Source organism: Klebsiella sp. EMBS2024, assembly GCF_036233805.1.
GTDB classification, from domain to species: domain Bacteria; phylum Pseudomonadota; class Gammaproteobacteria; order Enterobacterales; family Enterobacteriaceae; genus Klebsiella; species Klebsiella pneumoniae.
Map to the genome: position 1 here is coordinate 2,988,969 of NZ_JAZARW010000001.1, position 11,298 is coordinate 3,000,266.

Here is an 11,298-nt window from a genome sequence, read left to right on the forward strand (position 1 = left end):
GTTACCAGCGTGGAATTGTCGTCGTCACGTCGCCATTCTGCGCGCGCTGACGCATAAAGTGATCCATCAGAACGATCGCCAGCATCGCCTCAGCGATCGGTACGGCGCGGATGCCGACGCACGGATCGTGACGCCCTTTGGTGATCATCTCCACTTCTTCGCCAAAGCGGTTAATCGTATGACCGGGAACGGTAATACTGGAGGTAGGCTTCAGCGCGATGTTGGCAACGATCTGCTGGCCGCTGCTGATGCCGCCAAGAATGCCGCCGGCGTGGTTGCTCTGGAACCCGGCTTTAGTGATCTCATCGCGGTTTTCGCTGCCGCGCAGCTTCACCACCTCGAAGCCGTCGCCAATTTCCACCCCTTTCACGGCGTTGATGCTCATCAGCGCGTGGGCGATATCGGCATCCAGGCGGTCGAAGACCGGCTCGCCGAGGCCTGGCGGTACGCCGTCAGCCACCACCGTCACTTTCGCGCCAATGGAGTCGCCCTCTTTTTTCAGGCCGCGCATCAGTTCATCCAGGGCGTCGATTTTATCCGGGTCCGGACAGAAGAAGGGGTTCTGCTCAACCTGATCCCAATCTTTGATGGCCAGCGGAATATCGCCCATCTGCGTCAGGCAGCCGCGAATGACGATGCCGAACTTCGCGGCAAGGTATTTTTTGGCAATCGCCCCGGCCGCTACGCGCATCGCGGTTTCGCGCGCAGAAGAACGACCGCCGCCGCGATAGTCGCGCAGACCATACTTTTGCTCGTAGGTGTAATCGGCGTGTCCCGGACGGAACAGATCTTTGATCGCGCCGTAATCCTGCGAACGCTGATCGGTGTTCTCAATCAGCAGACCGATACTGGTCCCGGTGGTAACGCCTTCGAAGACGCCGGAGAGGATTTTGACCTGATCCGGCTCGCGACGCTGCGTGGTGTAACGCGAGGTACCCGGGCGACGACGATCGAGGTCGTGCTGCAGGTCGGCTTCGGTCAGCGGGATGCCCGGCGGCACGCCGTCAACGATGCAGCCCAGCGCCAGACCGTGCGATTCGCCGAAGGTAGTGACGCGAAAGAGTTGTCCAATTGTATTTCCTGCCATCACGGCTCCAATCTTTTTCGTTATGTTGGCGTGTTGTTTTTTTAGTCTTTATAAATACCGAAGTGCGCACGGGCGTCAATCAGCTGCTGTTTGGTCAGCATAAAGACCCCGTCGCCGCCGTTATCAAACTCAAGCCAGGTAAACGGCACATCCGGATACTGCTCCATCAGATGTACCATGCTGTTACCGACTTCACAAATCAGAATCCCGTCGTCGCTGAGATAATCCGGCGCGTTGCCAAGGATACGGCGCGTTAGCTTCAGGCCGTCGCTTCCGGAGGCCAGCCCCAGCACCGGCTCATGCTCATACTCTTCCGGCAGATCGGCCATGTCCTCTTCATCGACATACGGCGGATTGGTGACGATCAGATCGTACTGCAGCTTCGGCAGATCGCGGAACAGGTCGGAACGGATCGGCGTAACGTGATGGATCAGGCCATGGGACTCAACGTTGTGCTCGGCGACGGCCAGCGCGTCCGGGGAGATATCTACCGCATCGACTTCCGCCTCCGGGAAGGCATAGGCGCAGGCGATGGCGATGCAGCCGCTACCGGTGCACATATCAAGAATGTGCTGCGGCTTATGGTTAATCAGTCCGGCAAACTGGTTATTGATCAGTTCGCCAATCGGGGAGCGCGGCACCAGCACCCGCTCATCAACGTAAAACTCATGCCCGCAGAACCACGCTTTGTTGGTCAGATAGGCGACGGGAATACGCTCGTTCACGCGGCGAATCACCCGCTCTACAATGCGGTGTTTCTCGCTGGAGGTCAGGCGCGCAGTGCGCATGTCTTCCGGGATATCCAGCGGCAGATACAGTGAAGGCAGCACCAGCTGTACCGCCTCGTCCCACGGGTTATCAGTCCCGTGACCGTACCAGATATTAGCAGCGCTGAAACGGCTTACCGCCCAGCGCAGCATGTCCTGAATGGTATGCAGCTCATTGACTGCCTCATCAACAAAAATTTTATCCACGACATCCTCCAGGGCACACTCTGCTATAAATTCGGCGGCTAGTGTGCCATGAAGACGGCGATAAATCAGCATTCTTGCGATAAGGGGCGGGGGAAAAAACAGGTTTTCCTTGCCCGAAGGGATATTGAGTCGGGTAAACTAGCGCAAAGTATGAATGAGAGCGGACAATGAAAAAGAAGACATCGCTTAGCGAGGAGGATCAGGCGCTGTTCCGTCAGCTGATGACCGGCACGCGGAAGATCAAACAGGACACTATTGTTCACCGCCCGCAGCGCAAGAAAATTACCGAGGTTGCTCCTAAGCGTTTGCTGCAGGAACAGGTCGATAACAGCCACTATTTTTCCGATGAGTTTCAACCGCTACTGAATACCGAAGGCTCGACGAAATATGTCCGCCCCGACGTCAGCCATTTCGAGCTGAAAAAGCTGCGCCGTGGAGATTATTCGCCTGAGCTGTTCCTCGATCTGCATGGGCTTACCCAGCAGCAGGCCAAACAGGAACTGGGCGCGCTAATTGCCGCCTGCCGCCGCGAGCATGTGTTTTGCGCCTGCGTGATGCACGGGCACGGAAAACACATCCTCAAACAGCAAACCCCGCTGTGGCTGGCGCAACATCCGCATATTATGGCGTTTCACCAGGCACCAAAAGAGTACGGCGGTGACGCCGCACTGCTGATATTGATTGAGGTCGAGGAGTGGCAACCGCCGGAGCTGCCGTAACGGCGGGCTCCGGGGGGCCGTCAGATGGCGTTGGCCATCTTGAGGTTGCAGGGGCTTTTTTGCCAGAGGAACTCACCTTTGCCGTCGGCATCCAGCGTCACGCAGGCGATAGCCGAGGTGGTGAACATCGGGGGCGTTTCCCCCGGACACAGCTCTGAGACCAGATACCCCACCAGCGGCAGGTGGGAGACAACCAGCGCCGTCGCCACGCCTTCATTCGCCAGCGCCTGCAGATAGGCGCTCACCATTCCCACATCACCGCACGGCGTGAGCTCCGGCATCACGTCGACATGTTTCGGCAGGTTCATGCACTCCCCAACAATATCCAGCGTCTGTTCCGCACGCAGATAGGGACTGACAAGAACGCGCTCAATATCCACTTTTTGACCTTTCAGCCAGGTTGCCATCTGACGAGACTCATCACAACCGCATACGGTTAATGGACGAACCGAGTCACTGGCTGCATCGAGGGCAGCGTCGCCGTGACGCATAATAAAAACTTGCATATTGCACCGCTTTTGTTAACCAGAAGCACCGTAGTTTGGCCTGCGAAGACAATACGCAGGTGACCCGGTGGCCGGGCATTGTGCCTGATCCATTCCACGAATGAAACGCTGTTTTTTACCTCAATGGCGTAAGTATAGTCAATCATTGTTTACAAAACAGCCAATCAACAGCGTCGTCCGCAGCCGGATTTACCTTCTTTGACCACAACTTAGGTCAGCCGTTCATCCGCTGGCCAAAAGGTGGTCCCCTGTTCAGCCATGCGTAATAAAGTGTCACAGGGTGTAAAACGTGGGCCGAACTGGGCGGCCAGGCGCTGCAGGATCGCGGCAACTTCACCCGCGCCGATAGTATCCATATACCGGAACGGGCCGCCAAGAAATGGCGGAAACCCTATACCAAAGACGGCGCCGATATCGCCATCGCGCGCGCTCCGGATAATCTGCTCATCAAAGCAGCGCGCCGCTTCGTTAAGCATCATCATCACACAGCGCTCCGCCACCTGCTGCGCGGAAAGCCGCGACTGCGGGCGGCCGATGCCGAGCAGCGGATAGACTGCCGGGTCGGGCCGTTTTTTGCTTTTACGCCCTTTTGTCTCATAAAGATAGAAACCACGATTATTTTTTCTGCCTTTGCGATCGTCCTTCAAAATCGCGTCAATGATGTTTGCAGGCGGGCTAAAACGTTCTCCAAACGCGCCCTCCAGCACGGGGATAATTTTGGTGCCGGTATCGATACCCACCTCATCCAGCAGTTGAATTGGCCCCACCGGGAAACCGAATTTAACCAACGCGTTATCAATGACTTCAATCGGTTCGCCTTCCACCAGCAGGCGCATCGCTTCATTGATATACGGCGCGAGGATACGGTTCACATAGAACCCCGCTTTATCTGCGACAACAATCGGCGTTTTCCCCTGCCGTTTAGCCAGCTGCACCACGGTGGCGATAGTCTGCGGGTCGGTTCCCTTGTGCGGGATCACCTCAACCAGCGGCATTTTTTCCACCGGACTGAAAAAATGCAGGCCGATTACCTGCCCCGGGCGGCTGGCGTGAGCGGCAATATCGCCGATTGGCAACGATGAGGTATTCGACGCAAAGATGGTCTGCGGCCCGCCGTATTGTTCCACTTCGCTGACCATCCGCTGTTTGAGAGCCAGGTCTTCAAATACCGCCTCGATCACCACATCGCGATGAGCAAAGCCCTGATAGTCGGTAGTGCCGGAGATCAGCGCCATCTGACGATCGCGCTCCACTGGGCGCAGTCGACGCTGACGAACCTGTTTATTCAGCAGATCCCAGCTGTACTTTAAGGCGTGGTTGATGCCACGCGGCTGGATATCTTTAATCCGCACCGGCAGCCCACCCTTACAGGCGGTCACATAGGCGATCCCCCCGCCCATCAAGCCACCGCCCAGTACTGCAACGCTTCTCAGCGGACCGGGGCCCGCCTCGGCGCCAGGGTCTTTTTTCAGATCGGTACTGGCAAAGAAGATCGATCGCAGCGCCTGCGACTGCGGGCTCATCGCCAGTTCGCCAAATGCGCGCGCCTCTTCAGCGTATCCGCTGCTGCAGCCATGGGCCAGACCATTCTCGACGACCTGCAAGATTCGCTTCACCGCCGGGTAATTTCCCTGCGTTTTGCGCTGCGTTTGTTTACCGACAAACTGGAATAACAGATGGCGCCCCAGGGGCCCTGCCAGTACGCGTTCACGAACAGGCACCTCCCGGCTGGTCGGTCGTCCCTTCAGCGCCAACTCCACCGCCGCCTGCAGTAAAATCGCCTGCGGCACCACCTCGTCCACCAGACCGGCCTTCAGCGCCTGCCGCGGCCGCAGCTGCTTGCCGGTGAGCATCATATCCAGCGCGGTGCTGACCCCGATCAGCCGCGGTAAACGCTGCGTCCCGCCGGAACCCGGCAGCAGGCCAAGCTGTACCTCCGGCAAGCCGAGTCGGGTTTTTTCGTCATCGCTANAGATACGGCCATGACAGGCCAGCGCCAGCTCCAGACCGCCGCCAAGGCAGGCGCCGTGGATAGCGGCAATCACCGGGATCGACAGGCCATGGATCTCAGCCATAATCTGCTGTCCCTGGCGCGCCAGCGCTTCCGCCTCCTGCGCGCTGCGGCAGCGGGCAATCATGTTGATATCAGCGCCGGCGATAAAGTTATCCGCTTTGGCGGAGATAAATACTACGCCGCGCACTGACTTATCGTCACGTAACTGGCGTATCAATCCCCGTACCTGACTGCCAAATTCGGCTTTCAGGGTATTCATTTTTTCACCCGGGGCATCAATGGTGATCACCGCGATTTTGTCCGCACGGACCTCAAGCTTAAAAGCGGAAACAGTATCCATTATTCAGCCTCCACGATCATCGCCGCACCCAGACCACCAGCCGCGCAGGCCGTCACCAAACCAAATCCCCCGCCCCGTCGCCGCAGCTCATGCAGCGTCTGGGTGATCATCCGCGCGCCGGTGGCGGCGAAGGGGTGACCGTAGGCGATAGAGCCGCCGAGGACGTTAAACTTGCTTTCATCTACCTCACCGGTGGCCTGCGAGCGGCCCAGCACCTCGCGGGCAAAGCGGTCGCTTGCCAGACACTGGAGATTGGCCAGCGTCTGCGCGGCGAAAGCTTCGTGCATATCGATAAGCGTGAGATCCGCCAGCGTCAGGCCAGCGCGCTCCAGCGCCAGCGGCGTGGACCACGCGGGCCCCAGCAGCATATCCTGCCAGACGTCGATGGCGGTAAAGGCGTAGCTGCGCAGATAGCCCAGCGGCCTCAGCCCCAGCTCTTTAGCCCGCGACTCGGTCATCAGGATCACCGCTGCCGCGCCGTCCGTCAGCGGCGTACTGTTGGCGGCGGTGACGGTGCCATGTTTGCGGTCAAAGGCCGGGCGTAACTTCTGATAATCTGCGAGCGTTGAATTTTTACGAATATTGTTGTCCTGCTCGAGCGGTTCGCGGAAAGGGGGAGCATAGGCGGTCATCACCTCTGCGGACAGTTTACCCTCTTCCCAGGCTTTCGCTGCCAGCTGGTGCGAACGATGCGCCAGGGCATCCTGTTGCTCGCGGGAGATCCCCCAGCTTTTCGCCATCTGCTCGGCGGTATCGCCCATCCGCAATCCGGTTGAATATTCAGCCACCGCCGGGGGGACCGGCAGCAGGTCGCGTGGCCGCAGACGGGAAAACAGCTTCAGCTTTTGGCTCAGCGTGCGTGCCTTATTGGCATCCACTAGCGTGCGGGCCAGCGTTTTACTGACCCCAATGGGCAGGACAGAGGAGGAGTCGGCGCCGCCGGCAATACCGGCGCGGATGGTGCCGGCCATCAGGCTTTCAGCGACGTTCGCCACGGCCTGGAAACTGGTGGCGCAGGCGCGGCTGACGCTATAGGCGTCGGTATGTACGCTCATGCCGGTACCCAGCACAATTTCCCGGGCGATGTTCGGCGCTTCCGGCATCTGCACCACCTGGCCAAAGACCAGTTGCTCGATGACTTCGGCAGGAATGTCGCTGCGCGCCAGCATCTCGCCAACCACCATTTTTCCTAAATCAATGGCCGGAACGCCATGAAAAGCCGTAGCCTGACGAGCAAATGGCGTGCGTAGCCCCGTGACAATGGCAATGCGATCGCCCTGACGGGTGATAAGCGGTAATGCCTGACTCATAACACTCCCCTGTTAACCAAGACAACCAAGTGGTCTGACCTGATAACATTCTTAACTAATTTTTTACATTAAGCCAATCGGAGAAGCGCAAAATTGCGAGCCAAAACACAGTGAAAAGAAAAGGAAACGCCCCTAATCAGGGGCGTCGAGGGGGAAGGATTAACGTAAGCCCAGCTGGAAGATCAGGGATTCTGCTTCGCAGCTGAAAACAAAATCGATATCCAGCTGCACACCGCCGTCAACGTCAGTGAAGGTTGGGTTAATTTGGCACGGCTCAGATTCGACATTGCGGGCTTTTTCGCTTAACGCGGCGAGCGTTTGCTCGGCTTCAGCGCGGTTGGCGAATACGCGGCTGTAGGAGGCGGTGCAGTCGGTGTTGTCAACAATCGTGCCAACATCCATACAGCAGCAAACCGGGGTTTCATCAGCGCTACATTTACTCATCGTAGATTTCCTCTGGAGATGCACCTTCGGTGCCAGAAAAATGATGTGCCTATTTTACGCCCTGTCCACGGTGAGCCTCCAGCCGAGAATCGCTCTGCCGGCGTTAAGTGACAGAAATCACACTTAAAAATGAACTAAAACAAAAATCCCCTTCTGTCCCCCTTGCTCTCTCCGAGATTTTTGCCAGCTGGATCGCGTTTCTGTTATCACAATTGAAAAACTTCATAAACATACTTGCAACAAATCATCTGGTCAGACCTATACTCAGCGCACTGGTCTGATTTCTTGGTTGTACCGCAGACCCTACACTCCCGCGCTTCTGTTACGGCATGTAACATAGTTTAAAAAAAAATAACTCAATGAGGTTATGGGCATGAGCCAGAAAACCCGCTTTACCCAATCTGCCCTTGCAGTGGCTGTCGCACTTGTTTCCACCCAGGCCTGGTCAGCAGGCTTCCAGCTCAACGAATTCTCTGCATCGGGGCTGGGTCGTGCCTATTCCGGTGAAGGGGCGATCGCTGACGATGCTGGTAATGCCAGTCGTAACCCGGCATTAATTATGATGTTCGACCGCCCGACCATGTCGGCGGGCGCCGTGTTTGTCGACCCGGGCGTTAATGTTTCGGGCACCTCTCCCACCGGCAAGAGCCTGAAAGCAGACAATATCGCCCCGACGGCGTGGGTGCCCAACTTCCACTTTGTCGCGCCGATTAACGACCAATTTGGTTGGGGGGCGTCTATCACCTCTAACTATGGTCTGGCAACAGAGTATAACGATGATTATGCGGCCGGCAGCATGGGCGGTAAAACCGACCTGACCACCGCGAACTTCAACCTGAGCGGCGCCTACCGCCTCGACAGCAACTGGAGCTTCGGCTTAGGCTTTGACGCGGTCTACGCCAAGGCGAAGATCGAGCGCTATGCAGGCGATCTGGGGCAGATTGTCGCAGGCTCTGGCGCGCTGCCGCCGGCGCTGGCGGGCCAGGTAGCGAAGATCCCGGCCGACACGCAGATCGCCCATCTTAATGGCAACGCGTGGGGCTTCGGCTGGAACGCCGGGATCCTCTATGAGCTGGATAAGAATAACCGCTACGGTTTAACCTACCGTTCTGAGGTCAAGATCGACTTCGACGGTAACTACCGCAGCAGCCTGCCGGCGGCCTATAACCAGATCCTCGGCAACTTCGGCCTGCCGGCGGGCACCAGCGGCCAGACGACAAATGGTTCGCTAACCCTTAACCTGCCGGAAATGTGGGAGCTGTCCGGCTATAACCGCGTGGCGCCGCAGTGGGCGGTCCACTATAGCCTGACCTACACCAGCTGGAGTCAGTTCCAGGAGCTGAAAGCCACCGGCAGCAACGGCCAGACGCTGTTCTATAAAGAGGAAGGCTTCAAGGACGCCTATCGTCTTGCGCTGGGGACCACCTATTATTATGACGATAACTGGACCTTCCGTACCGGTATCGCCTTCGATGACAGCCCGGTGCCGGCTAATAACCGCTCTATCTCTATTCCGGACCAGGATCGCCTGTGGCTGAGCGCGGGTACCACCTACGCGTTCAATAAAGATGCCTCGGTTGACGTCGGCGTTTCATACATGCACGGGCAGCATGTTGAAATTAAGGAAGGCCCGTATACCTTCCGTTCCGAAGGAACCGCCTGGCTGTACGGCGCTAACTTCAACTACCGCTTCTGATAAGCAGCGCGCCACAAAAAAGGGTGAACATTATGTTCACCCTTTTTTTATCATTCGCCGATCACTGTGAATCGATATCCTTCAGCTCATCCTGAATAGCCTGAGCATTCGGGTTGTCCGCCGGGGTCAGCTTACCGCCGTTGGCGATAAAGTCATGACGCTGGAAGTAGGCTTCACGCATCAGAATGTAAGGGTCGGAAGACTGGCGCAGCAGGCCGTCGGAATCCAGCAGCTGAGCACGTGTCTCAATCCCTTCCACCGCCCATTTACCGATCGACATCGGCCAGGTCAGCCAGGAGAGCACCGGATACAAGCCATCGGCCATATCGCCGCCTTCGTCGCGCAAGGTAAAGCTTCCATAGAACGGCAACTGAACATACGGGCCATAGCCAACGCCATAATGCCCAAGCGTACTGCCGAAACGATGTGGCTCAACCCGCTGTAGCTGCGGATTCGCCATCCCGGCCACATCGATAAGCCCACCCATACCGAGAATGGTGTTCAGGAAGAAGCGGGTAAAATGCACCATACCTTTATAGGGGTCGCCCTGCAGGAAGTAGTTCACCATCACTGCCGGCTCTTCCAGGTTACTGGTAAAATTGCTTAACCCGTTGCGCGCCGGCTGTGGGACGTAGTCGCGCCATGCCACCGCGACGGGGCGAAGCACGTAAGGATCAACCACGTTAAAGTTGAAGTTAAACATCGTGCGGTTAAACCCTTCTAACGGGTCTGAGCGCCCCTGCGGCCGATCGCCAGAGCTGGAACTGGCACATCCCACCAGCAATGTGGCGCCAAGCGCAAGCGCCGACAGGCGATAATTCATAGATGTCTCCCTGGTTTTTATGGCTATCGCGAGTTGCCATCCATGACGGAAAGACAACGCTTCCGCCCGTAAAGATGTGAGCGATTGTAACAGCACGTTGAACGATGTCTATATCACCCAAGTTGTTGATTTGATCTTAGCCTGGGAATAACGAAATCGCGGGGCTCCTATTCTACCGGAGCGACAAAAATCTGACGTTACCATTTTTGCGATTTCAGAGTATGCCCAGCCAGACGGCAGGGAAAGCCGCTACGCTATAACTATACAGATTGATAGCGAGGGCCACGAAATGGATGAACTAGACAATAACAAATTAAAGGCAGAGGATGACGAAAGAGAAGTAGAAAGTGAGGAAAATCAGCGTGGTGAAGAGATCGAAGTAAATGAAGATCGCCTTCCCTCGCGGGCGATGGCGATCCATGAACATATTCGCCAGGAAGGGGAAAAAGAGATGGAGCGCGATGCGCTGGCCCTGCTATGGTCAGCGATTGCGGCCGGCCTGTCGATGGGGGCCTCCCTGCTGGCGAAGGGAATTTTTCACGTCAAACTGGAGGGGATCCCGGGCGGTTTTTTGCTGGAAAACCTCGGCTACACCTTCGGCTTTATTATCGTAATTATGGCCCGCCAGCAGCTGTTCACTGAAAATACGGTCACCGCCGTTCTGCCAGTGATGCATAATCCCACCCTCGGTAACGTCGGTTTGCTGATGCGGCTATGGTCGGTGGTGCTGGCGGGCAATCTCATCGGTACCGCGGTGGCCGCATGGGCCTTCAATTATATGCCTATTTTTGATGAGCCAACCCGTCAGGCCTTTGTCAGCATCGCCGAAGACGTAATGAAAAACAGTCCGACAGAGATGTTCGCCAATGCGATTATTTCCGGCTGGCTGGTCGCCACCATGGTCTGGATGTTTCCTGTCGCCGGCGCCGCCAAAATCGTGGTGATTATTCTCATGACCTGGCTTATCGCCCTGGCGGATACCACCCATATTGTGGTGGGCTCGGTCGAGATCCTTTATCTGGTGTTTAATGGAAATCTGCCCTGGAGCGACTTTATCTGGCCGTTCGCCCTGCCGACCCTGGCGGGAAATATCTGTGGCGGGACCTTCATCTTCGCACTGCTGAGCCATGCGCAGATCCGTAACGATATGAGCAGCAAGCGAAAAGCGGAAGCTCGCGCCCAGGCGGCGGAGAAAGGGAAAAAGGCCGACCGGGCATAAAAAAAGCGCCCTGAGTGGCGAGGGTTTAAGCAGTCAGACGGTATGGCTCTTACTCAGGCGGGCAAAAAACGCTATACTCGTGCCGCCTTGTCCCCTTAGTTAAATGGATATAACGAGCCCCTCCTAAGGGCTAGTTGCAGGTTCGATTCCTGCAGGGGACACCATA

10 protein-coding genes and 1 tRNA gene are annotated in these 11,298 nt (G+C 56.9%); 4 read left to right on the forward strand and 7 right to left on the reverse strand.

Features of this window, described 5'->3' with window-relative positions; translation table 11 throughout:
* Position 1 precedes the first annotated feature (1 nt).
* Both aroC and prmB read right to left on the reverse strand, forming a co-directional pair.
* On the reverse strand, positions 2-1,087 hold the full coding sequence (gene aroC, locus VZP09_RS13745) for a chorismate synthase (RefSeq protein WP_002913342.1): 1,086 nt from the start codon (positions 1,085-1,087) through the stop codon (positions 2-4).
* 41 nt (positions 1,088-1,128) lie between these two features.
* The gene (gene prmB / locus VZP09_RS13750; RefSeq protein ID WP_002913346.1) at positions 1,129-2,061 is read right to left on the reverse strand and encodes a 50S ribosomal protein L3 N(5)-glutamine methyltransferase; all 933 of its coding nucleotides are present in this window, start codon (positions 2,059-2,061) and stop codon (positions 1,129-1,131) included.
* 167 nt (positions 2,062-2,228) lie between these two features.
* On the opposite strand from prmB, the gene smrB reads away from it, so the two are divergent.
* Complete coding sequence (smrB, locus tag VZP09_RS13755; RefSeq protein ID WP_002913348.1) at positions 2,229-2,780, forward strand: endonuclease SmrB; 552 nt, start codon at positions 2,229-2,231, stop codon at positions 2,778-2,780.
* Between the two features lie 20 nt (positions 2,781-2,800).
* Here smrB and sixA read toward each other — a convergent pair whose 3' ends face one another.
* From sixA to VZP09_RS13775, 4 genes are all read right to left on the reverse strand, one after another.
* Positions 2,801-3,286: a phosphohistidine phosphatase SixA gene (sixA, locus tag VZP09_RS13760; protein WP_002913355.1), complete on the reverse strand. Its 486-nt coding sequence runs from the start codon at positions 3,284-3,286 to the stop codon at positions 2,801-2,803.
* 209 nt (positions 3,287-3,495) lie between these two features.
* The gene (fadJ, locus tag VZP09_RS13765) at positions 3,496-5,640 is read right to left on the reverse strand and encodes a fatty acid oxidation complex subunit alpha FadJ (protein WP_328795220.1); all 2,145 of its coding nucleotides are present in this window, start codon (positions 5,638-5,640) and stop codon (positions 3,496-3,498) included.
* Positions 5,640-6,950 (reverse strand): acetyl-CoA C-acyltransferase FadI, encoded by a 1,311-nt coding sequence (fadI, locus tag VZP09_RS13770; RefSeq protein ID WP_002913358.1) that lies wholly within the window; start codon positions 6,948-6,950, stop codon positions 5,640-5,642. The genes fadJ and fadI overlap by 1 nt, the downstream gene beginning before the upstream one ends.
* Positions 6,951-7,109: 159 nt before the next feature.
* Entirely contained in the window at positions 7,110-7,394 is a 285-nt protein-coding gene (locus VZP09_RS13775) for a YfcZ/YiiS family protein (RefSeq protein ID WP_002913359.1), read from the reverse strand.
* Between the two features lie 373 nt (positions 7,395-7,767).
* Here VZP09_RS13775 and fadL point away from each other — a divergent pair, with 373 nt between their 5' ends.
* Positions 7,768-9,090 (forward strand): long-chain fatty acid transporter FadL, encoded by a 1,323-nt coding sequence (gene fadL, locus VZP09_RS13780; protein ID WP_002913360.1) that lies wholly within the window; start codon positions 7,768-7,770, stop codon positions 9,088-9,090.
* Between the two features lie 61 nt (positions 9,091-9,151).
* Here the strand turns inward: fadL and mlaA are convergent, their stop codons facing one another.
* Positions 9,152-9,913: a phospholipid-binding lipoprotein MlaA gene (gene mlaA / locus VZP09_RS13785; RefSeq protein WP_002913362.1), complete on the reverse strand. Its 762-nt coding sequence runs from the start codon at positions 9,911-9,913 to the stop codon at positions 9,152-9,154.
* A gap of 289 nt (positions 9,914-10,202) precedes the next feature.
* Between mlaA and VZP09_RS13790 the strand changes: the two genes are divergently transcribed.
* Both VZP09_RS13790 and VZP09_RS13795 read left to right on the forward strand, forming a co-directional pair.
* Positions 10,203-11,132, forward strand: coding sequence for a formate/nitrite transporter family protein (locus tag VZP09_RS13790; protein WP_004149224.1), 930 nt, complete (start codon positions 10,203-10,205; stop codon positions 11,130-11,132).
* Positions 11,133-11,221: 89 nt separating this feature from the next.
* A tRNA-Arg gene (locus tag VZP09_RS13795) sits at positions 11,222-11,296 on the forward strand.
* Positions 11,297-11,298 lie beyond the last annotated feature (2 nt).

Excerpts from the sequence above, each read along its gene's own strand:
- aroC (WP_002913342.1), bottom strand. The coding sequence starts at position 1,087 with ATGGCAGGAAATACAATTGGACAACTCTTTCGCGTCACTACCTTCGGC.
- smrB (WP_002913348.1), top strand. The coding sequence starts at position 2,229 with ATGAAAAAGAAGACATCGCTTAGCGAGGAGGATCAGGCGCTGTTCCGT.
- sixA (WP_002913355.1), bottom strand. The coding sequence starts at position 3,286 with ATGCAAGTTTTTATTATGCGTCACGGCGACGCTGCCCTCGATGCAGCC.
- fadI (WP_002913358.1), bottom strand. The coding sequence starts at position 6,950 with ATGAGTCAGGCATTACCGCTTATCACCCGTCAGGGCGATCGCATTGCC.
- VZP09_RS13775 (WP_002913359.1), bottom strand. The coding sequence starts at position 7,394 with ATGAGTAAATGTAGCGCTGATGAAACCCCGGTTTGCTGCTGTATGGAT.
- fadL (WP_002913360.1), top strand. The coding sequence starts at position 7,768 with ATGAGCCAGAAAACCCGCTTTACCCAATCTGCCCTTGCAGTGGCTGTC.
- mlaA (WP_002913362.1), bottom strand. The coding sequence starts at position 9,913 with ATGAATTATCGCCTGTCGGCGCTTGCGCTTGGCGCCACATTGCTGGTG.
- VZP09_RS13790 (WP_004149224.1), top strand. The coding sequence starts at position 10,203 with ATGGATGAACTAGACAATAACAAATTAAAGGCAGAGGATGACGAAAGA.